A 24,353-nucleotide genomic window follows, 5' to 3' on the forward strand; every position below is an offset into this window, starting at 1 on the left:
CGCAGCAACCCATGGAAAAAGGGGCAGCAGATGATCCGACGTACAGGCGAGACACCACAGCCCGACCAAAGCTACACACCGCGGCCCGGGGTCTATGCCATTCTCCCGCTGCAACGCCGTTTTCTGGTGACGCTGGAAATGGCCCAAGACACCGAGGTGCAATTGCCCGGCGGCGGTATCGAAGCGGGAGAATCCCCGCTCCAAGCACTCCACCGCGAAGTGCTGGAGGAAACCGGCTGGCGCATTGCCCGCCCGCGCCGATTGGGCGCGTTCCGTCGCTTTACCTATATGAAGGATTACGACCTCTGGGCGCAAAAGATCTGCCATATCTACGTCGCGCATCCCGTGCGCCAGATCGCCGCGCCGACAGAGCCGCATCACGCCACCTTGGTGCTATCGGCCAGCGAAGCATTGGCGACCCTCGCAAACGAAGGCGACCGCCTGTTTCTGCAACGCCACCTGCGCTAAACGTTGCCCTGATACTCCAGCAATATCCCTGAAACATCATCGGGGAAATCACGGCTGCCCGCGAATTCGGAAAGCTTCCAGACCAGCGCGCTGAGAAGCGCCGGACCGCTGAACCGGCGCAATTCACCCAGCATCCGCGCCAAACCCTCTTCGCCCAACATCTCTCCGCCCGGATCGGGGCATTCCGTCACCCCATCCGATAGGATCAATAACCTGTCCCCCGGCGCCATCTGAAGCTTATATTCCTCAAACCCCACCCCGGCGAGCAAGCCAACAGGAAAGCCCCCGGTGCCCGGCTGTTCGACCTGCCCATCGCCGCGCAGCAAAGCGGGATGCGGGTGCCCTGCCTGCGCGACAGTGACCTCCCCGGTGGTGAGGTCGGCAATCGCCAGCATTAGCGTAAAATAATGCTCCGTCTCCATCTCATGAAGAACAAGATCGTTTAGCTCTTCGATCACCTCCCCCGGGGGGCGCGCCGCATAGCTGCCCCCGGGCAATAGCGTGAGCGCAAGGTTCTGGTCCGGCGTCGACGCCGACAGATATCCGGCCAACCGCGCCGTCATCAGGGCCGAGCTGATGCCATGGCCCGACACATCCAAGCCGAAAAGCCCCACGACCCCCGGTCGCACAGGGAAATACCCCACCAAATCGCCGCCAACATGCCCGGCGGAGCGCAGCATCATCGACAGATTGCCCCCCTCCATGGCGCGATAGCGTTCGCGGAGCAGCGATTGCTGGAATTTCTTGGCCTCAATCAAATCCTTGTCGATCAGCGCATGCACCTGCCGAAGAACATCCAATGTTTCGGTGATCAGCTTGTTTTTCTGCGTCAACTCACGCTGCATGACCAGAAAACGCTCCCCTGCCATGACCCGTGCGCGCAGGTCCGGCGGACCGATTGGCCGGATCAACACATCATCCGCCCCCGCATCAAGGGCGCGGGTCACCACGCCACCTTCAGGCCTGTCGGTGAGCAAAATGAAATAGCCACGACGCTCTTCCGACAGGCTTCGGAAAGCCCGGCAGACGTCGAGCCCCGACAGCCCCGTCATCGCCCAACTGCAGAGCACAATATCAGGCAAACGGCGCTCGCAAAGGGTCAGAGCCACAGCACCCGACGCGGCAGAGATCACCTCATACCCCCATGCCCTCAGAGACGCCGAGAGAAAACCCCGATGGGTTTCATCCCCCTCAACCACCAAAATCAATGGCGACACAGCAGGCGTCGCCACCGCTTCAGAGAGGCTGGGGATATCCAATTTCATGCGACACGATCCTGACAGGCCTGCTGATCTAAACAGCGATGGCTTACCGAAACGTGAATTCTTCTGTAAATCCGCCGCGTCGGGCGCGCCTAAAGCACGAACTGCGCCAAGGTCTCGTCGTTGGTGATATCCGTATAGGTAAAGCCGGATTGTCCCAGCTGTTCAAGGAAGGGCTTAAAATTCTCAGGTCGCCGCGTCTCGATCCCAATGAGGACAGAGCCGAAATTTCGCGCCGACTTCTTCAAATACTCAAACCGGCAGATGTCATCCTCCGGACCAAGCAGCATCAGAAACTCCTTCAACGCCCCCGGCCGCTGCGGCATGCGCAGAATAAAATATTTCTTCACGCCCGAATAGCGCTGCGCCCGCTCTTTGACCTCTGGCAAACGCTCGAAATCGAAATTGCCGCCCGAAGCCACACAGACCACCGTCTTGCCGACAATCTGATCGGCCACCTCGCCCAGCGCATCTATCGACAGCGCGCCTGCTGGCTCTAAAACGATGCCTTCGACATTCAACATCTCGTTGATCGTCACGCAAATCCGGTCCTCCGGCAGATGCACCACATCCGCCGGGTTCACCCCGCGCAAACGCTCAAAGGTCCGCGCGCCGATCTTGGCCACCGCAGCGCCATCCACAAAGTTATCAATCGGAGAGACATCAACCGGCGCCCCGGCCTCCAACGCCCGCGCAAGGCTCGGAGCCCCTGCGGGTTCGACGAATGTATAGTCGCAGGCGTCCCCAAAATAACTGACCACCCCCGAAGACAGCCCGCCGCCGCCTACGGGCAAGATCACCCGATCCGGCACCCGGCCCAATTGCGCGGCAATCTCCACAGCAACAGAAGCCTGCCCCTCAATCACGTCATCATCGTCAAAAGGCGACAGGAAATGCGCGCCCTCGTCCCGGCAAAAACTCTGTGCTGCCGCCAAGGTGGCATCGAAATAATCCCCCACCAGCCGGATCTCGACATTCTCACCCCCGAACATCCGGGTCTTTTGCACCTTCTGCTGCGGCGTGGTCACCGGCATGAAAATCACGCCGCGCACCCCGAAATGGCTGCAGGCAAAAGCCACCCCCTGCGCATGGTTCCCCGCCGAGGCACAGACAAACAGCCCCTGCCCCGGGATCACTTTGCGCATCGCATTGAACGCTCCGCGCAGCTTGTAAGAGCGCACCGGGCTTAAATCCTCGCGCTTCAGCCAGATATCCGCGCCAAAGCGGTCCGACAGATGCTCATTGCGGAGCAGCGGTGTCGCCGGGAACAATGCCCGCAGCGCCTCTGCCGCCGCCTGTGCTTTCTGTGCAAATTCATCCGCCATCTGTGCTCTCCTTGCTGCCATTCGTCGATAGGCGCGCAGCCTGCATAGGTCAACGCAGGCTTCAATCTTGCCCGCGCCCACGAAAACCGCTACCTCGCAGGGCGAACTTGAAAGGAACCCCGTCATGTCCGCGCCCAAGAAAGTCGTGCTTGCCTATTCCGGCGGCCTCGATACCTCGATCATCCTGAAATGGCTGCAAACCGAATATGGCTGCGAGGTGGTGACCTTCACCGCCGACCTCGGCCAAGGTGAAGAGCTTGAACCGGCCCGCAAAAAGGCCGAGATGATGGGCATCGCGCCAGAGAACATCTACATCGAAGACGTGCGCGAGGAATTCGTCCGCGACTTCGTCTTCCCGATGTTCCGCGCCAACGCGGTCTATGAAGGTCTGTATCTCTTAGGCACCTCCATCGCCCGTCCGCTGATCTCCAAACGCCTCGTGGAAATCGCCGAAGAAACCGGTGCCGATGCCGTGGCCCACGGTGCAACCGGCAAAGGCAACGATCAGGTCCGCTTTGAACTGGCCGCCTACGCGCTCAACCCCGACATCAAAGTCATCGCCCCTTGGCGCGAATGGGACCTGTCGAGCCGCACCAAACTCTTGGAATTCGCCGAAGCGCACCAAATTCCCGTCGCAAAAGACAAACGCGGCGAAGCCCCCTTCTCCGTCGATGCCAATCTGCTGCACACCTCTTCCGAAGGCAAAGTCCTCGAAGACCCGGCCATCGACGCGCCCGACTATGTCTACCAGCGCACGGTAAACCCCGAAGACGCGCCGGACACGCCCGAATACGTCGAAATCGGCTTTGAGCGCGGCGATGCCGTCAGCATCAACGGCGAAGCTATGTCCCCCGCCACGATCCTCACCAAACTCAATGAGCTTGGCGGCAAACACGGCTGCGGCCGTCTCGATCTGGTCGAAGGCCGCTTCGTCGGCATGAAATCCCGCGGCATCTATGAGACCCCCGGTGGCACCCTGCTGCTCGAAGCCCACCGCGGCATCGAATCCATCACCCTCGACCGCGGCGCCATGCACCTCAAAGACGAGCTGATGCCGAAATATGCCGAACTGATCTACAACGGCTTCTGGTACAGCCCCGAGCGCACCATGCTGCAAGCCGCCATCGACGCGAGCCAAGCCCATGTCACCGGCACCGTGCGTCTGAAACTCTACAAAGGCCACGTCCGCACCGTGGGTCGCTGGTCCGATCACAGCCTCTACTCCGAAGCCCATGTGACCTTCGAAGACGACGCCGGCGCCTACGATCAAAAAGACGCCGCAGGCTTTATCCAACTCAACGCCCTGCGGCTCAAACTCCTCGCCGCCCGCGACAAACGCACCAAAGGCTGAAACACGGGGGACCTAGACCCCCTTCATTCTTTCTTAAATACCCGCGGGGGTCCGGGGGCAGCGCCCCCCGGCGGCTGGCCCCAAACAAAAACGCAAAAGGCCCGGACGCTTCCGCCCGGGCCTTTCTACATCTATCAATGCCAAATCAATCGGCAGTGACGACTTTCATCACCAATTCGCCGTTTGGCTTGATCGGCCCATCTTCCTTGGCGCCCAGCGTGTATTCGAACACACCGGTCTTCATGCCGCCATCTTCGGAATGCACCATCAGCATCAGCATATCACCCGAAGCCACGTCCTCTTGCAGGATCGCGGCCACGTCGGTGTTCTCACCCGCACGCAGCGGCGCATAGCCCACAACAGGGCCGGGCTTCATGTCGGCATCGGTGCGGTGCACGACCAGCCAGCCATTCTCTCCTGCCATCACTTTATCGGCGCTAACGACGCCATTCGAAACATCTTGACCCGACGCTTCGACCATTGCCATGGCATGAGCATCAGCCCATGCGCCACCGGCGATCATGGACAGGGCGACTACGGTGCTTGCAAATTTTTTCATCTGGTTTTCCCTCCGTTTGAAATAACGCCGTAGTCACGACAGCGACCCAAAATAAGTTTCGCAGATTTCAGAAATTTTTAAGACGTTCCGCAAATAGCTGCTCATAATAGGGTAAGGCGGCGGCCAGAACCTCAGCATTCGCCCCGTTCAGCAGGGGCAAATCCCCCTCGGGTCCGGCAAATCCGGTGCTTTGATGGATCGCCCCATACCAATGCGGGGCCCAAACCCCATCCTCGGGGCGTGGTCCGGCAGGCCAGCGCAGCATCGCAGGGTCGAAAGGCAGATCGATCGCGGCGCAGAGTTTGCGCAGCATCCCCTCCGGGTCCGCACGGATATCGCCACTGTCGATGACCAGCCCGCCCAAACGCTCAAACAGCATAAGCTGCCGGTCAAATCCAATGTCCGCCAAACGGGGCGCTTCACGTTTCGCGGCGTAGCTCGCGATCACCCGTGCGGGATGGCGGATCAGATGGATGTTCACACAATCCTCCGCCCAGTCCAGCGGAAACCCATCAATCATATGCTGCGCCATATGTTTCATATAAAGGTGCCGCGCACCTTCCTGCACAAACCCTAAGGACACCCGCGCAGGGTCTTGGTCCTGTGCTGCCAGAACCGCGTCGCGCATCGGATGTTCCAACCCGGTCGCCTTCAGATAGGCGGCGTAGAAAGGCTCATCCATCGCGGTAAAGTCCTGCCGCGCCCCGAAACTATACATCATCGCGGTGCTTAGATTGCGTGGCCCAGACCACATCGCAATTCGCATGAAAGGTTTCCCCCATTGCCGTTAAACCCGGAACGCTAGAAAGAACGCGCCATCTCGCCAAGTGGTAAATTGCCTTCACCAGCGCGTGACTTCCCCTGCCCCGGCCTTGCGCTATCTCAGCCCCAGCGGCAACCCTACGCCAGAGGAGGACCATCATGTTCCGAAAATCAATGTTCAAACCCGCCATTCTGACCCTCGCCATCACCTTGGGCCTCGCGACGCAGAACCGTCCTGCCGCAGCGGCGCAAACCGAGGTGCTGACCGTCGCGGGCGGCTGTTTCTGGTGCGTCGAGGCGGATTTCGAATCCGTCAAAGGCGTGAAAGAAGCCGTCTCGGGCTTTGCCGGGGGGCGCACCCAGAACCCCACCTACAAACAGGTCACCGGCGGCAACACTGGCCACTATGAGGCCGTGCAAATCCAGTTCGACCCAGACGTGGTCAGCCGCAAAACGCTGCTGGATCTCTTTTTCCGCTCAATCGACCCGACGGATGCGGGCGGCCAATTCTGTGACCGAGGGGAAAGCTACCGCACCGCGATCTTTGCGGGCAGCCCCGCCCAGAAAAGCGCTGCAGAGGCGGCAAAGGCCGAGGCGCAGACCGCCCTCGGCGCCAAAGTCGTGACCCCAATCCTTGGCGATGCGCCGTTTTATCCGGCTGAGGATTACCACCAAGACTACTACAAAAGCAGCGAACGGCTGGCCTTCAGCAGTGTCGGCGTGGCGGTCAAAAAATCAGTCGCCTACAAACGCTACCGCAACGGCTGTGGCCGGGATGCCCGTGTGAAACAGCTTTGGGGCAGCGCGGCACCCTTCGTAAAGTAACCGCAACACCGATCGCTTAGGTACGAAAATCGTGATCCCGGATCTCTTTCAGGTCAGGGATCACATCCGCGGTGCCATGGCGCATGACCATCAGCGCCCCGGCGCGCATCGCCAGATCAATCGCCTGCGGCATGGTCAACCCCCGGTCCAACCCGGCGACCAGATAGCCGGTAAAGGTATCCCCCGCCCCGGTCGTATCCACCGCCTCGACCCGATAGGCGGGGTAACTTTCCACCAGATGCGCCTTGTTAGAGACCCATTCGCAGCCCCCGGCGCCCAGCGTCACCACGATGTCATCGACAGGCAGTTGCCGCAGCTCACCCCCCGTCGCGGCCCGAAGCTGCGCCGCTTCGACCTCGTTCAATACCAACAGATCGATCTGGTCTAGGATCGCCGTCACCGCGGCTGCATCGAAAGGCGCGGCGGCATAGGCCAGCCGCAGGCCCAATGTTTTTGCGGTCCGGGCCGCGAACCGCTGGCCGTTGGTCTCATTCTGCATCAACAGCCAATCGCCAGAGGAGGCCTCACTCAGCGCCGCGCCGATCATCTCATCGGTGATTTCGTGGTTGGTGCCGGGGAAAATGACGATGTTGTTCTCGCCCTCAAGATCAACGGCGATATTGGCGTGGCCGGTGACCCCCTCCATCAAGGTGATATGCGCCGTCTCGACCCCGTATTCCAACAGCCGTTCCAGCGCCCAACCGCCATCGGCCCCAAGCGCGCCGACATGCATCACCCGCGTCCCGGCGCGGGCGGCGGCGACCGACATATTGGCCCCCTTACCGCCCAGCCCTTGCCGAAAATTGCGGGCCGAAATCGTCTCCCCCGGCCCCGGCAGATGGGGCAACAGATAGAAGTTATCCGCGTTGATAGAGCCGAGGTTCCAGATCATCAGCCCACCTTGCAGGCCGCGAGAATGGCCATGTTAAGAATGTCATTCGCCGTGGAGGTGGAGGAGCAGAATCTGGATCGATTTGTCCAAGCCGGTGAGGATCGGCCCGATCACCGTGGCCCCCGCCATCTCTTGCATCAGCTTGACCGAGATGCTGGCCGAGTGCCGCGCTGGCACCACGAGGATATTGGCAGGCCCCGTCAGCCGCGAGAACGGGTAGTTCGCCTGACTGGCCGCGTTCAGAGCCACGTCGACGGTCATCTCGCCTTCGTATTCGAAATCGACGCCGCGCCGGTCGAGCACTTCGGGCGCGAGGTGCATCTTTTCGGCGCGTTCCGAGACGGGGTAGCCAAAGGTCGAGAAGCTGACGAAGGCAACCCGCGGCTCCAGCCCCAGATGCCGCGCCACACGCGCGCCGCTTTCGGCGATATTGGCCAGATCGTTCTCATCGGGCCATTCATGGACCAGCGTATCTGCGATAAAGACGATGCGACCCTTGTGCAGCAACGCCGTGATGCCTGCGGCTCCCGCTTCGGCATTTGCGTCAAAGACATGGTTCAACCGTTCCAACACATGCGCCGATTTGCGCGTGGCCCCGGTGACCAGACCATCGCCATGTCCATGCGCCAGCATCAGCGCCGCGAAGACGTGACGATCGCGCGAAGCAAGGCGGTGGATGTCTTTGCGGTCAAACCCTTTGCGCTGCAGACGGCCATAAAGGAAATCTTTGTATGTTTCCAAATGCTGCGTATTGGCAGCGTTCACCACCTCCAACTCGCGCACCGCATCTTCCATGCCCGCTTCTTCGAGCTTGGCGCGCACGTCGTCCTCGCGGCCCACGACCAAGGCTTTCCCCAGCCCGGCGCGCTGGTACATGACCGCCGCGCGCAGTACTTTGGGATCATCGCCCTCGGCAAAGATCATCCGCGCCTGATTGGCCCGAGCGCGGGCGTTGATGCCGCGCAGGATGCTCGCCGTCGGGTCCATCCGCGATTTCAGCCCCAGTTCATAGGCATCCATATCGATGATCGGCCGCCGGGCGGCCCCTGTGTCCATCCCCGCTTTGGCCACGGCAGGCGGAATGCGGTGGATCAAACGCGGATCAAAGGGCGTGGGGATGATATAGTCGCGACCAAAGCTCAGCGTGCGGCCATAGGCCAGCGCCACCTCATCGGGCACATCCTCACGCGCCAGTTGCGCCAAAGCATGGGCGCAGGCGATCTTCATCTCATCGTTGATGGCGCGTGCGTGAATATCCAGCGCACCGCGAAAGAGATAGGGAAAGCCCAGCACGTTGTTAACTTGGTTCGGATAATCCGACCGCCCGGTGGCGACGATGGCGTCCATACGGACCTCATGCGCCTCTTCGGGGGTGATCTCTGGATCCGGGTTCGCCATGGCGAAGATCACCGGGTTATCGGCCATGGAGGCGACCATTGTAGGCGTCACCGCGCCCTTGACCGAAACCCCAAGGAACACATCCGCCCCCTTCATCGCCTCTTCAAGCGTGCGCAGCTCGGTATTGGCGGCATGGGCCGATTTCCACTGGTTCATGCCCTCGGTACGACCCTGATAGATCACACCCTTGGTGTCGCACATGATGCAATTGTCATGCCGCGCGCCCATCGATTTGAGCAGTTCCAGACAGGCGATGCCCGCCGCCCCCGCACCGTTGAGCACGATGCGCACGTCTTCGATCTTTTTGCCCGACAGATGCAGCGCGTTGATCAGGCCCGCGGCACAGATCACCGCCGTGCCGTGCTGGTCGTCATGGAAGACGGGGATGTCCATCTCTTCCTTCAGACGTTGTTCGATGATGAAACACTCAGGCGCTTTGATGTCTTCGAGGTTGATGCCGCCAAAGGTTGGGCCCATCAGCTTGCAGGCGTTGATGAATGCCTCGGTATCCTCTGTATCAAGCTCGATATCGATCGAGTTCACATCGGCAAAGCGTTTGAACAGAACCGCCTTGCCCTCCATCACCGGCTTGGACGCCAGCGCGCCGAGGTTCCCCAAGCCCAGCACCGCCGTCCCGTTTGAGATCACCGCCACCAGATTGCCCTTGTTGGTGTAGTCATAGGCCGTCTCGGGGTTTTCCGCGATCGCCTCGCAGGGCACCGCCACGCCGGGGGAATAGGCGAGGCTGAGGTCCCGCTGGGTGGTCATCGGCACCGTGGCCGAGATCTCGAATTTGCCGGGCGTCGGCTCAAGGTGAAAGGCAAGCGCCTCTTCAGAGGTGATACGGTTCTTTCTGGTCACGATATGGCCCTTCCCTTGCTTTGGAATCTTCTTAGCCACGATCGGACGCCTGCACAACGCAAGCGCCGCGTCAGAGCAAAATTGCCCGATAAAGGCCGCCCATCATGCCTGCACCCCCTTTCCCTGCTTCGGGGGGTTTTGTAGGGTCCGCGCTGCAATAGGGGGCCGCCGTGCAGACAGAAAAAGTAACGCCAATGATGGCGCAATATCTTGAGCTTAAAGCGGACCACGCGGATGCGCTGCTGTTCTACCGCATGGGCGATTTTTACGAGATGTTTTTCGACGATGCCGTGGCCGCTGCCGAAGCGCTGGACATCGCGCTGACCAAACGCGGCAAGCATCAAGGCAAGGACATCGCCATGTGTGGCGTGCCGGTCCATGCCGCCGAAGGCTATCTGCTGACGCTGATCCGCAAGGGCTTTCGCGTGGCGGTCTGCGAGCAGATGGAAAGCCCCGCCGAGGCCAAGAAACGCGGCTATAAGTCAGTCGTGAAACGCGATGTGGTGCGGCTGGTGACACCCGGCACCCTGACCGAAGAGAGCCTGCTGGAAGCCCGCCGTCACAACTACCTCGCGGCCTTTGCCGAGGTCCGTGACGCCTGCGCGATGGCATGGGTCGATATATCGACCGGCGCATTCCACGTGATGCCCTTGGCGCAGGTTCGTCTGGGGCCGGAACTGGCCCGCCTCTCGCCGTCTGAATTGATCGTCTCTGAGGCGAAAGAGAGTGAATTGCACGAAGTCGTCTCTGATTTCGGGATTGCGTTGACGGGCTTGGCCCGCTCGGCCTTTGACAGCACCAGCGCGGAAAAGCGGGTCTGCGACCTGTTTGATATCGCGACGCTTGAGGCATTCGGCAGCTTCACCCGCGCCGAAGTCTCGGCCATGGGAGCGGTAATAGAATACCTCACAATCACGCAACGCGGCAAGCTGCCCCTGCTCCGCCCCCCGCAGAAAGAGGCCGAAGCCCGTACCGTACAGATCGACGCGGCAACCCGGCGCAATCTGGAACTGACCCATTCCCTGAACGGCGGGCGCGGCGGGTCTTTGCTGTCGATCATGGATAATACCGTCACCGCCGGGGGCGCGCGGCTGCTGGAACGGCGGATCTCAAGCCCCTCGCGGGTCGTTGACGTGGTGTCCGCCCGCGCCGATGCGGTCAGCTTTGCCCATGAGAATGCCCGTCTTGCCGAAGACATGCGCCGTCGGCTGCGCAATGTTCCGGACCTCGACCGCGCATTGTCGCGACTTTCGCTTGACCGGGGCGGCCCGCGTGACCTTGCCGCGATCCGCAACGGGTTGATCGAAGCCGAGGCTTTACACCAGAGCCTAACACAACAGGAACTGCCAGATCTGCTGCGCGAGGCCGCCGAAGGTTTGCAGGGTCATGGCGACCTCATCGACCTGCTGGATCAAGCCTTAGTCGCCGAACCGCCGCTGATGGTGCGGGATGGCGGCTTCATCGCGCCCGGTCACGATGGAGACCTCGACGCCGCGCGCGAGTTGCGCGACGAAGGGCGGGGCGTAATCGCGGGCATGCAGCAGCAATTTGTTTCTGACACGGGGATTTCCTCGCTCAAGATCAAGCACAACAATGTCTTGGGCTATTTCGTCGAATGCACCGCGACCCATGCGGAAAAAATGCTCTCTCCGCCGCTGTCAGAGACCTTTATCCACCGTCAGACAACGGCGAACCAAGTGCGGTTCACCACCGTCGAACTGTCTGAGTTGGAGACGAAAATCCTCAACGCTGGCAATCACGCGCAGGAGATCGAAAAACGGCTCTACGAAAGCCTTCGGAGTGCCATTCTGGATTATGCAGCCGAGATTGGCCAAACCTCTGCCGGGCTGGCCGAGGTCGACCTTGCGACAGGTCTGGCCGACCTTGCGCGGAGCGAGAATTGGACCCGCCCGCGCGTTGATATGTCTCGGGCATTCGACATCAAAGGCGGGCGGCATCCGGTGGTTGAGCGCGCTTTGACCCAACAATCGGGCGAGCCTTTCATCGCCAATGACTGCGACCTTAGTGCCGAGGGCGAAGCCGCGAACATCTGGCTGCTGACCGGCCCGAACATGGCCGGTAAATCGACCTTCCTGCGGCAGAACGCCCTGATTGCGCTGATGGCGCAAATGGGCAGTTTCGTGCCCGCAAGCTCGGCCCATATCGGCGTTATCAGCCAGCTTTTCAGCCGCGTCGGCGCGTCGGACGATCTGGCGCGCGGGCGCTCGACCTTCATGGTGGAGATGGTCGAAACCGCCGCGATCCTGAACCAAGCGGATGACCGCGCCTTGGTTATCCTTGATGAAATTGGCCGCGGCACGGCCACTTATGATGGCCTCTCTATCGCTTGGGCGACGCTGGAACATCTGCACGACGTGAACCGGACACGGGCGCTGTTTGCCACGCACTATCATGAAATGACGGCGCTGGCGGGCAAGCTGCCGGGTGTCGACAATGCCACGGTAGCGGTCAAGGAATGGGAGGGCGAGGTCGTCTTTCTCCATGAGGTGCGCAAAGGCGCGGCAGACCGGTCTTACGGGGTGCAGGTCGCGCAACTGGCGGGCCTGCCTGCGCCGGTGATCGCACGCGCCCGCGTGGTGCTGGAGGCGCTGGAAAAAGGCGAGCGCGAAGGCGGCGCGACGCAAAAGACCCTGATCGACGATCTGCCGCTGTTCGCCGTCAGCCCGACTCCACAGCCGAAGCCCGCGACGACATCGGCTGTCGAGGAAAGGCTGAAAGAGATCATCCCCGATGAACTCTCCCCCCGTGAAGCGCTTGAGCTGATCTACAAACTGAAAGAGGCGGCCAAATCCTGACCGCCTCTTTCAAAGATATCTGACTGGGCTTAGCTCGCCGGGGTCGAAGACACCCCAACCTGTGCGGGGCGCAGCAGACGGTCGTGCAGCATGAAGCCTTCGGCGGCGACCTGAATGATCTCGCCCGCGACGGTGCCGGGCACCGGGGCTTCGAACATCGCTTCGTGATGCTTGGGGTCGAACTTGTCGCCCACTTCGGGTGCGATCACTTCGATGCCGTGCTTTTTAAAGACGTTCAGCAACTCGCGCATCGTCAGCTCCACACCTTCCAGCAGCGGGCCAAAAGCCTCTTTCTGCTCTTCGGTGGTGGTTTCCAGCGCGCGCTTCATGTTGTCGTAGACCGGCAGCATGTCACGGGCGAGCTTGGAGCCGCCGTAGTTCTCGGCCTCGCGCCGATCCTTGTCGGAGCGTTTGCGCGCGTTCTCGGCATCGGCCAGCGCGCGCATGAAACGGTCGCGGTATTGGTCACGCTCGGCGCGCAACTCTTCCACCGCAAGGGCTTCTTCGTCGATCTCGGCCATGTCTTCGGCGTATTCTTCAGCTTCGGCGCTGTCGATCTCGTCCAAAAAGTCGTTTTCTTTCGGCTCTGCCATGTTCCACCTCTAGTTCCGGTCGGAAATCAGCTTTCCCACCAGTTGTGCCGTGTAGTTCACAATCGGCACGATACGTCCATAATTTAAGCGTGTCGGGCCAATGACACCCACGGCGCCGATCACCTTACGATCAGCGTTCATATAAGGGGAAACGACCAGAGAGGAACCCGAAAGTGAGAAAAGTTTGTTTTCGGAGCCGATAAAAATGCGTACACCGTCCCCATCTTCGGCCAGTTCGAGGAATTCGGCGATGTCTCGCTTGCGCTCAAGGTCATCAAAGAGGCTGCGGATACGATCGAGGTCTTCGGCTTCCCCCTCTCCGCTCAGCAGATTCGACCGGCCCCGGACAATCAAGCGTTCGGAATGCTCCCCTTCTGCGTCCCACAGCACGGCACCGCTCTCGACCAGTTGCTGGGCCAAGACGTCAATCTCCTGACGGCGTTTGGCGATCTCTTGTTTGATGCTGCGTTGCAATTCGCTGAGGGTCTTTCCCTCAACGAAAGCATTCAGAAAATTCGCCGCCTCGCGCATCGAACTGGGCGTTTGCCCCGGCGGAGGCGTGAAAAGCCGGTTTTCCACATGGCCATCTGAAAAGACAAGCACAACCAAGGCCCTATCAGGCGAAAGAGAGACGAATTCGATATGCTTTATCGGCGCTTCGTGCTTCGGCGTCAGCACAAGGGAGGCGCCATGCGTTACCCCCGACAAGGCAGAGCCAATCCGGTCCAAAAGCCCGCCCACATCGGACGAGTTATTGCCCAGCGTCGCGTCGATCTTTTCGCGGTCCAACTCGGTCGGGTCGCCGATCTCAATCATGCCATCGACGAACATCCGCAGCCCCAATTGGGTTGGAATCCGCCCGGCCGAGACATGCGGGCTGTCGAGCAGCCCCATGTATTCGAGATCCTGCATCACATTGCGGATCGTCGCTGCCGAAACCTTTTCGCTGAAGTCGCGCGTCAGCGTGCGCGACCCGACGGGATCGCCACTTTCCAGATAGCCTTCGACCACCCGGCGAAACACTTCGCGGGACCGGTCGTTCATGTCTTTCAGCAATTCAGGCGTGTTTTTCATCGGTGCTCGCTCTCTTCCCCAATAAAGGTACAAGCCGGGCAAACGTCAATCGGGGTTGCATCAAAGCCTTGTGGGGCGGTATCCCCGGGCAACATCAAAAAGGATATGTCATGCGTCCCTCTGGCCGGAAACTCGATGAAATGCGCGCCGTCTCGATCGAGACAGGTTTCACCAAACACGCCGAAGGGTCGGCCCTGATCAAGATGGGCGACACCCATGTGCTGTGCACCGCCACGATCGAAGACCGCGTGCCGCCGTTTATCAAAGGCTCCGGTCTGGGTTGGGTCACCGCCGAATACGGCATGCTGCCCCGCGCCACCAATACACGAATGCGCCGTGAGGCCGCGTCGGGCAAGCAAGGGGGCCGCACGGTCGAGATCCAGCGCCTGATCGGTCGTGCCCTGCGCGCCGGTGTCGACCGCTCCGCTCTGGGAGAGCGTCAGATCACCGTCGATTGTGACGTGCTACAGGCCGATGGCGGCACCCGCTGCGCGTCGATCACCGGCGGTTGGATTGCCCTGCGGTTGGCCGTGAACAAACTGATGAAAGCGGGCGATGTCGTCTCTGATCCGCTGGTTGATCCGGTCGCCGCGGTAAGCTGTGGTATCTATGCAGGACAGCCGGTGCTTGACCTCGACTATCCCGAAGACTCTGAGGCCGGCGTTGACGGTAACTTCATCATGACCGGGTCCGGCAAGCTGATCGAAGTCCAGATGAGCGCCGAAGGCTCTACCTATACGCGCGACCAGATGAACCAGCTGATGGATCTGGCCGAAAAAGGCGTCGGCGAACTGGCCGCGATTCAGAAATCGGTCACCGCATGACACGCAAGTTCACCGAAAGCCGAATCCTGATCGCCACCCATAACGCGGGCAAACTGGACGAAATGCGCCAGCTTTTCGCGCGCCACGGGGTGGAGGTCGTCGGCGCGGCAGAGATGGACCTGCCCGAGCCCGCAGAGACCGAGACCACATTCGTTGGCAACGCCCGGATCAAGGCACATGCGGCGGCCAAGGCCACCGGCATGCCCGCCTTGGCCGACGATTCCGGCATTGAGGTCGAAGCGCTGGCCAACGCCCCCGGTGTCTATACTGCCGACTGGGCAGAGACCGAGAATGGGCGCGATTTCATCATGGCCATGACCAAAACGCGGGACCTGCTGGAAGAAAAGAACGCCTCCCACCCGCGCCGTGCCCGCTTTTGCGCGACGCTGGTGCTGGCTTGGCCCGATGGCCACGACGAAGTCTTTGCCGGTAAGGTAAATGGCTCGCTGGTTTGGCCCATGCGGGGTGAACAAGGGCATGGCTATGACCCGATGTTCCAACCCGATGGGCATGACATCACATTCGCCGAGATGGACGCAGAACAGAAAAACAGCATAAGCCACCGCGCCGATGCTTTTGCGAAATTGATTGCGGGCTGTTTTGGCTGAAGATTGGCAACAGGGCGGCTTCGGCCTTTATATCCACTGGCCATTTTGCGAGGCAAAGTGCCCCTATTGTGACTTCAACAGCCATGTCAGCCGCCGGATCGACCAAAACGCCTGGCGTGATGCCTATCTGGCAGAGTTCCAGAGAGCGGCGGATGAGACACCGGGCCGCGTCCTCAACGCAGTCTTTTTCGGGGGCGGCACACCCAGCCTGATGGACCCGGATGTCGTGGCCGATATCATTGCCGCGATCCGGCGGCACTGGCCCACCGCAAATGATCTGGAGATCACGCTCGAAGCCAACCCCGGTTCTGTCGAAGCAGGCCGTTTCGCCGCCTACCGACAAGCCGGCGTTTCACGTGTCTCTATGGGAATTCAGGCGCTCAACGATCGGGATCTCAAGCGTTTGGGCCGCCTGCACTCTACTAAAGAGGCGTTGACGGCTTTCGACATCGCCCGCAATACGTTCGAACGGGTCAGTTTCGATCTTATCTATGGCCGTCAGGATCAGACCGCGGCCCAATGGAAAGCCGAGCTAAAGCAGGCTCTATCGCTTGCGATAGACCATATTTCGCTCTACCAACTGACCATCGAACAAGGCACCGCTTTCGGTGACCGCTACGCCCGTGGCAAGCTGCGCGGCCTGCCCGACGAAGACTTGGGCGCGGATATGTTCACTCTGACACAAGACGTCTGCAACGATATGGGCATGCCCGCCTATGAGGTCTCAAATCACGCACGCGATGGCGCCCAATCGCGTCACAACCTGATCTACTGGCGCTATGGCGATTACATCGGTATCGGCCCCGGCGCGCACGGACGGCTGACGCTTGGCGGACAAAAACTAGCAACCGTCGCCTACAGCAATCCGCAACGGTGGCTTGATGGGGTCGCAAAAGGCGCAGCGGAGAAACCCCGCGCCGCCATCAGCCGAAGCGAACAGGCGACCGAGTTTCTCCTTATGGGTCTACGCCTGAAAGAAGGCGTCGATCTGGCTCGCTACGCCGATATCGCCGGGCATGAAATCGACGAAAAGGCGGTCGATCACCTGCAAGATATTGGCATGGCAAAGCGCGAAGGAGGCAGATTAACCGTGTCCGATCAAGGCGTTATAGTTCTAAACGCCGTGATCGAAACGCTTTTGCCCTAAGACCCGCCCAGCAGGCGGCAGATCTCGTCCAACTGGTCAAGCGTGGTATAGTGCAACGTCACCTTACCCGCTTCTTGGCCCGGTTTATGGTCCAAACTAACCTTCATACCAAGGTTAGCTGACAGGTCGCCTTCAAGCGCCTGAGTATCGGCGTCTTTCTCTGAGCGCTGCGAGAGGCGCTCTTTATTTACCATATTACCGCGCTCGCCAGCCTGATCTCTCTTGACCAACGCTTCGGTTGCGCGCACGGAAAGACCACCCTTGATGACCTGCTGGGCCAATTTCATCGGGTCATTTGCCGGGATCAGCGCCCGCGCGTGCCCCGCGCTCAATTCATTCTGACGCACCATTTCCTGCACCGGATCTGGCAGGTTCAACAGACGCAAAAGATTCGCAATATGGCTCCGGCTCTTGCCAAGCGCCTCTGCCATCTTCTCCTGCGTGTGCCCGAATTTATCCATCAGCTGACGATAACCCGCCGCTTCCTCGACCGAGTTCAGGTCGGCCCGCTGGATGTTTTCGATGATCGCAACTTCGAGCACTTCAACATCGGTGAACTCGCGCACAATAACCGGAAGGCTATGTATCTTCGCGATTTGCGAAGCCCGCCAGCGCCGCTCACCAGCGACGATCTCGAAGTTGCCATTGTCAAGCGCACGCACGATTAGGGGCTGAATGACCCCCTTTTCCTTGATAGATGCGGCGAGATCGTCCAGATGCTCTTGCTCAAACCGTTTACGCGGCTGATCTGGGTTCGGCTTGATCCGCTCAATCGGAACGAACTGCTCCGCCGCCGCGGCCCCCTTGGCGGCCACGCTCTCTGTCTCAGCTACATCCGCCATCAGTGCCGAAAGCCCCCGGCCAAGGCCCCGTTTACGCTCTTGTTTATCTGCCATACTGCCACCTTATTAACCATTGTTTCTCGTTAGCTCTGCCGCCAAATCGCGGTAGGCTTGGGCCCCTTTCGAAGTAGGATCGTAACTCAAAACGGGCATCGCAAAACTTGGCGCTTCGCTTACCCGAACATTCCGCGGGATGACGGTCTGGAACACGAGATCTCCAAGGTTTGAACGCGCATCACTTTCAACCTGCTGCGACAGGTTATTCCGCCTATCATACATCGTAAGAAGCACGCCCTCGATCCTCAGATCTTTATTCCCGCTCTGCCGCACTTCGCGGATCGTAAGCATAAGCTGGGAAAGACCCTCCAGCGCGAAAAACTCGCTTTGAAGCGGCACCAGGACAGAATGCGCCGCGATCATCGCGTTTACTGTCAGTAGGTTGAGAGATGGCGGGCAGTCGATCAGAATATAGTCGAACTCAAACTGATCCATTGCCGGTTGCCGCAGCGCATCGTGAAGTAGGAAGCTCCTTTTCTCATTCGAGAAAAGCTCAATATCCGCAGAACTGAGGTCCACCGTCGCGGGAACGATAAGTAATCCGTCCGTTTCAGTGCGCTGGATGACATCCTGCGGCAAGCTGTCGTCAAGCAAAAGATCATAGGTCGTGAACTCTCGATCCTCTACTTCGATCCCAAGCCCGGTAGAGGCGTTCCCCTGCGGGTCAAGATCGACAACGAGGATTCGCTTGCCCGCCTCTGCAAGCGCTGCCGCGAGGTTGATCGTGGTTGTGGTCTTACCAACGCCGCCCTTTTGGTTCGCAATAGCAACAATTTTCGGTCCAGCCGGACGAGATAGGTCAGACACGAGTGATATCCTTAATCTTCAAAATAGCGGCAGTCGGATTGGTTTTGCTCTCTACGGCTTCGAGCGCGTAGGCCCAGACTTGCTTAGCATCACTGTCTTCACTTCGCCAATTCTGTCCCTTGGGAAAGAGCGCGGTACCGTCAGAATTCAGATGAAGTTCAGTGAAGTCCAGAAGTTGCGTCAAATCAGCAAGAGCCCTTGCCGACAATATATCGGCTCCAAGGCCATCCAACTGTTCGATTCTCTCGGTTTTGACTAAAGCGGTCAGGCCGAGTTCCCGTATTGCGGTACGGAGAAACGCGCATTTTCGTTGATCACTCTCGACCATGGTCACTTGAAAATTCTGCTCTTCTTGATTGAGAATCGCAACCACGATTCCCGGAAACCCTCCGCCGCTGCCAAGATCAACCCAATGGCCCTCGCCCTCAGCAAGTTCGAATACCTGTACGGAATCGAGGATATGACGTTGCCAGAGATCATCCAAGCTGTTTTTGGAAACCAAATTGATCTTCGGATTCCATTTTCGTACTAGCTCAGCGAAAGCTGCCAGCTTGTCAAATGTTTCACGTGAAACATTCAGGGCGTTCTCTATCGTCATGCAGACCTCTTACCCGTTCCTCTTTTCACCCGCGCGAGTATTAAGGTTAGGGCGGCTGGCGTCATCCCGTCGATACGGGCCGCCTGTGCCATCGTCTCCGGCCGGGCCGCCGCGATCTTCGACTTCAATTCATTGGAGAGCCCAGCAAGCTCGTCGAACATGAAATCAGGCGGGATCCGAAGGCCCTCGTCCTTTTTGAGAAGATCGATCTCTTTCTGCTGACGGGAGATATAAGTCGCGTAAAGCGCATCGCGCTCGATCTGGCGTCGTACCTCTTTTGGGGCTATCTCTAAGCTACTATCGAGCGACAGAAGATCCTCGAACTTAACGTCCGGAAACGCGAGGACCTGAAAACCATTCCGTTTAGAACCGTCTTGATTGACGGCAATACCACCTGCCAGGAGTTCCTTCGGGGTCCAATCTTTTGCCTGCAATTGCTCCTTAAAGGCCTCCAAAGAAGCCAGCTTACGCTGAAAGAGCTTACCGCGAGCTTCCGATACGCAGCCGAGCTCGATTGCCAGGGGCGTCAGGCGCTGGTCAGCGTTGTCTGCGCGTAGGGACAGCCGGAACTCCGCCCGGGACGTAAACATGCGATATGGCTCACTCACACCTCGGGTCGTCAGGTCATCAATCATGACGCCGATATAGCTATCAGCACGTCCAAATGTCACAGCGTCCCTACCCTGCGACATCAAAGCAGCATTTAGTCCTGCGACGAGGCCCTGAGCAGCGGCTTCCTCGTAACCTGTGGTGCCATTGATCTGACCCGCCAAATAGAGGCCCGGCACGGTCCGCACGGCGAGGGTCGAAGACAGAGCACGGGGGTCTATGTAATCATACTCGATGGCATAGCCGGGCTGGAGGATTATCGCATTTTCGAGCCCAACCATACTCCGTACGTAGGCCTCTTGCACATCTTCCGGCAGGGACGTTGAAATCCCGTTCGGGTATACAGTGTGGTCGTCTACGCCCTCAGGCTCCAAGAAAACCTGATGCGAGTCTTTATCCGCAAATCGAACCACCTTGTCTTCAATAGATGGGCAGTACCGCGGGCCCACACCATCGATATGCCCTCCGTACATGGCGGACCTATCTAGGTTCTCGCGAATGATCTGATGAGTTTTCTGGTTGGTGTGCGTTATCCCGCAGGCAACCTGCGGTGCAGATACTTCTGTGGAGAGGAATGAAAATACGACAGGCTCCTCGTCGCCTGGCTGTTTTTCCAAAATATCCCAGTTAATGGTCCGGCCATCCAAGCGCGGCGGCGTCCCTGTCTTCAACCGTCCCATAGGAAGGCCAAAGGAATCGATCCGTTCAGCGAGCCGCACGGAGGCTTTGTCGCCCATTCGTCCACCCTGGTGCGATACGTTGCCGATGTGAATGACGCCCCGCAAAAAGGTTCCAGTGGTCAGCACCACAGAGGTCGCTCGGATAGTAGCGCCGTCGGCCAGTACCACCCCGGCCACCGTGTCGCCATTCATCGCGAAATCCACGACTTCGCCTTCGACAATATCGAGGTTTTCTTGGCCTTCGATCTCTTTGAGCATCTCGGTACGGTAGATTTTGCGATCTGCCTGGGCTCGCGGGCCTTGCACCGCGGGGCCTTTGCGACGGTTCAGCAGACGAAACTGAATGCCAGCCTTATCTGCCACCCGCCCCATAACGCCGTCCATCGCATCAATCTCGCGGACGAGGTGACCTTTGCCCAGCCCTCCAATCGCAGGATTGCAAGACATCACACCGATGCCGCTCCGGTCCATCGTCACAAGAGCGGTATGAGCTCCGAGGCGCGCTGAAGCGTGGGCCGCTTCCGCGCCCGCATGGCCGCCGCCGATCACGATCACATCAAAATGTTTCACGTGAAACACTCCATCATTTACCTACGCAAAAGCTGGTGAAGATTTCATCCAGCAGGTTTTCGACATCTATTCGGCCAACTAAGGCTTCGAGCGCGCGTATAGCGAATCGCAATTCCGCCGCGGCTAAATCATAAAAGTCGGGTCCTCGCTGGAGGATAACATCTACCTCTGCCAAACACGAGACGGCTTGCTCCAGAGCGACACGATGTCGCTCATGCGTCGCTAGTCCGATGCGGGCGCTCTTCGTCGAAAGGGTCGTTTGGACCCGGGCAATAAGCTCAGAGACGCCCTGCCCGGTTTTTCCAGATATCCCACTTTCCTCGATACCTGTAAGATCCGCCTTTGGTCGAACCACTATATCATCGGGCTCCGGAGCGATCATCAGAGTCTCATCCGGGGCGGCAAGGAAGACCCGCAAGTCGGCGGCTTTCGCGCGTTCGATAGCCCGCTCGATTCCGATGGCCTCGATCTTGTCAGCACAATCGCGCAAACCAGCCGTATCCAACAGCGTCACTGGAAGACCGCCGAGGTCCATCCTTACCTCGATAACGTCGCGGGTCGTGCCAGCGATTTCGGATGTAATCGCTGCGTCACGGCCTGCGAGAGCATTTAGCAGGGTCGATTTACCGGCGTTAGGTGCGCCGATGATGGCAACTTCGAAGCCATTGCGGATACGTTCTGCGACATAGGTGCCTCGCGCTTCGGCCTGCAACTCTTCCCCGACCTTGGTTAGCAGGGCATCGACCTCTGGGGTGACATCGACGGGCACCTCTTCGTCTGCGAAGTCGATCGTCGCTTCAAGCAAGGCCGCAGCCCGGATCAGGTCTTTCCGCCAGTCTTCGACCCGCGCGCCAAGATGACCGGAGAGAACGCGGAGAGCTTGCTTTCTTTGAGCCTCGGTTTCGGCTTCGATGAGATCTGCCAGACCTTCGACCTGTGCGAGGTCCAGCTTTTCATTCTCTAGGGCGCGACGGGTGAATTCACCTGCCTCAGCCATTCGTGTTTCCGGGAATGTCGAGAGCAGTGAGAGCATAGCGCGCACGACAGCGATCGAACCGTGAACTTGCAGCTCGACAACATCTTCGCCGGTGAAGGAATTCGGCCCGGGAAAGCTGAGGAGCAAGGCTTGGTCGATGACCTCCCCCTCGGCGCCCCGAAGATTGCGCAGCACGCTTTCGCGCCCCTCAGGGCGTTGGCCGGTGATCTTCTCTGCGATCGCAAAGGCCTGCGGGCCGGAAATGCGGATCACCGCAACTCCGGCACGGCCCGGCGCTGACGCTTGGGCGAATATCGTGTCCATATTTCACTAACCTATTGTTATTAATCAATAACTCAGGTGTTCATGGAGTCGAAGAAGTCAGAATTCGACTTGGTCTGCTTGAGCTTGCCGAGCAGGAACTCGATGGCGTCAGTGGTGCCCATCGGGTTGAGAATGCGGCGCAGGACAAAGGTCTTTTGCAGGTCCACTTTATCGACCAGCAGATCCTCTTTCCGGGTGCCGGACTTGAGGATGTCGATCGCCGGGAAGACGCGCTTGTCGGCGATCTTGCGGTCCAGCACGATTTCAGAGTTGCCGGTCCCTTTGAACTCTTCAAAGATCACCTCATCCATGCGGCTGCCGGTGTCGATCAGCGCTGTGGCGATGATGGTGAGCGATCCGCCCTCTTCGATGTTCCGCGCAGCGCCGAAGAAACGTTTGGGGCGTTGCAGGGCGTTTGCGTCGACACCACCGGTCAGAACCTTACCCGAAGATGGCACCACGGTGTTGAAGGCGCGACCCAGACGGGTGATCGAATCGAGCAGGATCACAACGTCGCGCTTGTGTTCAACAAGACGCTTGGCTTTCTCGATCACCATCTCGGACACGGCCACGTGGCGCGTTGCAGGTTCATCGAAAGTGGAGGATACGACCTCCCCCTTCACCGAACGCTGCATGTCGGTGACTTCCTCGGGCCGTTCGTCGATCAGCAAGACGATCAGATAGCACTCTGGGTGGTTTTTTTCGATGCTATTGGCGATGTTCTGCAGCAGCACGGTCTTACCGGTGCGCGGCGGGGCGACGATCAGCGAACGCTGGCCCTTGCCGATGGGCGAAACCAGATCGATGATCCGTGCGGAGCGGTCTTTGATCGTGGGGTCGTCGACCTCCATCGTCAGACGCTCGTCGGGGTAGAGTGGCGTCAGGTTCTCAAAAGCAACCTTGTGGCGGGCCTTCTCGGGCGCCTCGAAGTTGATCTTGGTCACTTCGGTCAGCGCGAAATAGCGTTCGGTGTCGTCAGGCGCTTTGATCAGCCCTTCAATGGTGTCCCCGGTGCGCAGCGACCATTTGCGGATCATGTCGGGCGAGACATAGATGTCATCGGGGCCCGGAAGGTAGTTCGCTTCGGGCGAGCGCAAAAAACCGAATCCGTCTTGCAGCACTTCCAAGACGCCGTCGCCTGAGATCTCCCAACCGTCATCCGCGCGCTCGCGGAGAATCTGGAACATCATCTCGCCTTTACGCATGGTCGATGCGTTTTCGATCTCCAGCTCTTCGGCCATGGCGAGCAGATTTTTCGGTGTCTGCGCCTTAAGATCAGCGAGGTTCAGCGTTTCGGTTGTCATGAAGCATCCTGTTCAGCCGCAGCAGAATGCGGGCTGGTCGATTATTTGAATGTGGCAAGCAGAAACCGCCCCGGACGGGACAGTGGCGCAGATATAGGCAACGGCGCTGCTTGAGTCAATTGCTTCAGAATTTCACAACGACCGAGAAAACGATCACGATCATCAAAAGCGTCGGCACCTCGTTCAAAAGCCGGAACTGACGGCCTGTGACCGTGCTCTCGCCACTTTCGACGGATTTGACCTGTTTTTTCAGCCAAACATGGAAAATCGTCATGGCAATGACACTGGCACCCTTGGTCCAAGGCCAGATCATTGTCCAATCCACGATTCCGGGTGTCAGAACGAGGGCGAGGCCGAAACCCCATGTCGCCATCATCGCGGGCCGCATGATGAACTGAGCGAGCTTAAATTCCATCATCGAGAAGGTCTCATGCATCCGACCTGCCGAGCCTGCCTGTTCGACATGATGCACGAAGAGCCGGGGCAGATAGAACAGTGCGGCCATCCAACTGATGACGGACACGATATGGAACGCTTTGATCCACGGATAGGTGAGGCTGAGAAGATCAAACATGGGGATGGCTCCGGGTGTGCGTGCTTCTTTCTTAATAAATAAGAAAAGAGAAAAGATGTAGTTGATTGTAGGGAACCGGATTCCTGTGGATTAATGATTTATACCGCCGCTTATCAACAGGTGAACAAACTTCACGGCCACCTGTGGATAAACCCGCCCCGATTCGCGAATATTGAACTTTCTCAGGAACTTGCCAGCGTATTTTCCGGGGGACAAAATGTATCAAAGCGGGGATAACCGGTGAAGT

General features: G+C 59.1%; 21 protein-coding genes and 1 pseudogene. 7 read left to right on the forward strand and 15 right to left on the reverse strand.

Annotated elements, in window-relative coordinates:
• The first annotated feature begins 30 nt into the window (after positions 1-30).
• Positions 31-468 (forward strand): NUDIX hydrolase, encoded by a 438-nt coding sequence (locus R1T45_RS05590; protein WP_317390352.1) that lies wholly within the window; start codon positions 31-33, stop codon positions 466-468.
• Here R1T45_RS05590 and R1T45_RS05595 read toward each other — a convergent pair.
• The gene (locus tag R1T45_RS05595) at positions 465-1,733 is read right to left on the reverse strand and encodes a PP2C family protein-serine/threonine phosphatase (protein ID WP_120349785.1); all 1,269 of its coding nucleotides are present in this window, start codon (positions 1,731-1,733) and stop codon (positions 465-467) included. The two genes, R1T45_RS05590 and R1T45_RS05595, sit on opposite strands and share 4 nt — an antisense overlap.
• Positions 1,734-1,822: 89 nt before the next feature.
• Entirely contained in the window at positions 1,823-3,055 is a 1,233-nt protein-coding gene (gene ilvA / locus R1T45_RS05600) for a threonine ammonia-lyase IlvA (protein ID WP_205570886.1), read from the reverse strand.
• Positions 3,056-3,179: 124 nt separating this feature from the next.
• Here ilvA and R1T45_RS05605 point away from each other — a divergent pair, with 124 nt between their 5' ends.
• Positions 3,180-4,406, forward strand: a complete 1,227-nt coding sequence (locus tag R1T45_RS05605) for an argininosuccinate synthase (protein WP_067622271.1) — start codon at positions 3,180-3,182, stop codon at positions 4,404-4,406.
• Between the two features lie 145 nt (positions 4,407-4,551).
• Here R1T45_RS05605 and R1T45_RS05610 read toward each other — a convergent pair whose 3' ends face one another.
• On the reverse strand, positions 4,552-4,965 hold the full coding sequence (locus R1T45_RS05610) for a hypothetical protein (protein WP_260010809.1): 414 nt from the start codon (positions 4,963-4,965) through the stop codon (positions 4,552-4,554).
• A gap of 67 nt (positions 4,966-5,032) precedes the next feature.
• Complete coding sequence (locus R1T45_RS05615; protein ID WP_317390353.1) at positions 5,033-5,731, reverse strand: HAD family hydrolase; 699 nt, start codon at positions 5,729-5,731, stop codon at positions 5,033-5,035.
• 155 nt (positions 5,732-5,886) lie between these two features.
• Here R1T45_RS05615 and msrA point away from each other — a divergent pair, with 155 nt between their 5' ends.
• A complete protein-coding gene (msrA, locus tag R1T45_RS05620) occupies positions 5,887-6,552 on the forward strand; it encodes a peptide-methionine (S)-S-oxide reductase MsrA (RefSeq protein ID WP_120349789.1) in 666 nt (221 codons plus the stop codon).
• A 16-nt stretch (positions 6,553-6,568) separates the two neighbouring features.
• Here msrA and R1T45_RS05625 read toward each other — a convergent pair whose 3' ends face one another.
• Together R1T45_RS05625 and R1T45_RS05630 are read right to left on the reverse strand one after the other, a co-directional pair.
• Entirely contained in the window at positions 6,569-7,444 is an 876-nt protein-coding gene (locus tag R1T45_RS05625) for a ribokinase (RefSeq protein WP_317390354.1), read from the reverse strand.
• Positions 7,444-9,703 (reverse strand): annotated as a pseudogene (locus R1T45_RS05630) (NADP-dependent malic enzyme). The gene R1T45_RS05625 and the pseudogene R1T45_RS05630 overlap by 1 nt, the downstream one beginning before the upstream one ends.
• 194 nt (positions 9,704-9,897) lie before the next feature.
• Between R1T45_RS05630 and mutS the strand changes: the two are divergent.
• Positions 9,898-12,519, forward strand: a complete 2,622-nt coding sequence (gene mutS / locus R1T45_RS05635; protein WP_317391038.1) for a DNA mismatch repair protein MutS — start codon at positions 9,898-9,900, stop codon at positions 12,517-12,519.
• 29 nt (positions 12,520-12,548) lie between these two features.
• On the opposite strand, the gene R1T45_RS05640 is transcribed toward mutS, so the two are convergent.
• On the reverse strand, positions 12,549-13,112 hold the full coding sequence (locus tag R1T45_RS05640; protein ID WP_067630818.1) for a nucleotide exchange factor GrpE: 564 nt from the start codon (positions 13,110-13,112) through the stop codon (positions 12,549-12,551).
• 9 nt (positions 13,113-13,121) lie between these two features.
• Positions 13,122-14,186, reverse strand: coding sequence for a heat-inducible transcriptional repressor HrcA (hrcA, locus tag R1T45_RS05645; protein ID WP_120349793.1), 1,065 nt, complete (start codon positions 14,184-14,186; stop codon positions 13,122-13,124).
• A gap of 110 nt (positions 14,187-14,296) precedes the next feature.
• On the opposite strand from hrcA, the gene rph reads away from it, so the two are divergent.
• Genes rph through hemW form a run of 3 tightly spaced genes read left to right on the forward strand, consistent with a single transcriptional unit; the run spans position 14,297 to position 16,765 of the window.
• Entirely contained in the window at positions 14,297-15,010 is a 714-nt protein-coding gene (gene rph, locus R1T45_RS05650) for a ribonuclease PH (protein ID WP_067630810.1), read from the forward strand.
• On the forward strand, positions 15,007-15,618 hold the full coding sequence (rdgB, locus tag R1T45_RS05655; RefSeq protein ID WP_317390355.1) for an RdgB/HAM1 family non-canonical purine NTP pyrophosphatase: 612 nt from the start codon (positions 15,007-15,009) through the stop codon (positions 15,616-15,618). Before rph ends, rdgB begins: the two co-directional genes overlap by 4 nt.
• Positions 15,611-16,765, forward strand: a complete 1,155-nt coding sequence (gene hemW / locus R1T45_RS05660) for a radical SAM family heme chaperone HemW (RefSeq protein ID WP_317390356.1) — start codon at positions 15,611-15,613, stop codon at positions 16,763-16,765. Before rdgB ends, hemW begins: the two co-directional genes overlap by 8 nt.
• On the opposite strand, the gene R1T45_RS05665 is transcribed toward hemW, so the two are convergent.
• From R1T45_RS05665 to R1T45_RS05695, 7 genes are all read right to left on the reverse strand, one after another.
• Positions 16,762-17,661, reverse strand: coding sequence for a ParB/RepB/Spo0J family partition protein (locus tag R1T45_RS05665; RefSeq protein WP_317390357.1), 900 nt, complete (start codon positions 17,659-17,661; stop codon positions 16,762-16,764). The two genes, hemW and R1T45_RS05665, sit on opposite strands and share 4 nt — an antisense overlap.
• Before the next feature lie 12 nt (positions 17,662-17,673).
• A complete protein-coding gene (locus tag R1T45_RS05670) occupies positions 17,674-18,471 on the reverse strand; it encodes a ParA family protein (protein ID WP_120349797.1) in 798 nt (265 codons plus the stop codon).
• Complete coding sequence (gene rsmG, locus R1T45_RS05675; RefSeq protein WP_317390358.1) at positions 18,464-19,069, reverse strand: 16S rRNA (guanine(527)-N(7))-methyltransferase RsmG; 606 nt, start codon at positions 19,067-19,069, stop codon at positions 18,464-18,466. Before rsmG ends, R1T45_RS05670 begins: the two co-directional genes overlap by 8 nt.
• The gene (gene mnmG, locus R1T45_RS05680; protein WP_317390359.1) at positions 19,066-20,928 is read right to left on the reverse strand and encodes a tRNA uridine-5-carboxymethylaminomethyl(34) synthesis enzyme MnmG; all 1,863 of its coding nucleotides are present in this window, start codon (positions 20,926-20,928) and stop codon (positions 19,066-19,068) included. The genes rsmG and mnmG overlap by 4 nt, the downstream gene beginning before the upstream one ends.
• A gap of 13 nt (positions 20,929-20,941) precedes the next feature.
• A complete protein-coding gene (gene mnmE, locus R1T45_RS05685) occupies positions 20,942-22,228 on the reverse strand; it encodes a tRNA uridine-5-carboxymethylaminomethyl(34) synthesis GTPase MnmE (RefSeq protein WP_317390360.1) in 1,287 nt (428 codons plus the stop codon).
• Between the two features lie 32 nt (positions 22,229-22,260).
• Complete coding sequence (gene rho, locus R1T45_RS05690; RefSeq protein ID WP_067267859.1) at positions 22,261-23,532, reverse strand: transcription termination factor Rho; 1,272 nt, start codon at positions 23,530-23,532, stop codon at positions 22,261-22,263.
• Between the two features lie 124 nt (positions 23,533-23,656).
• On the reverse strand, positions 23,657-24,106 hold the full coding sequence (locus R1T45_RS05695; protein WP_317390361.1) for a CopD family protein: 450 nt from the start codon (positions 24,104-24,106) through the stop codon (positions 23,657-23,659).
• Between the last annotated feature and the right edge of the window lie 247 nt (positions 24,107-24,353).

Origin of the sequence: Sulfitobacter sp. LC.270.F.C4, assembly GCF_032922545.1 — a bacterium.
Taxonomy (GTDB): domain Bacteria; phylum Pseudomonadota; class Alphaproteobacteria; order Rhodobacterales; family Rhodobacteraceae; genus Sulfitobacter; species Sulfitobacter profundi.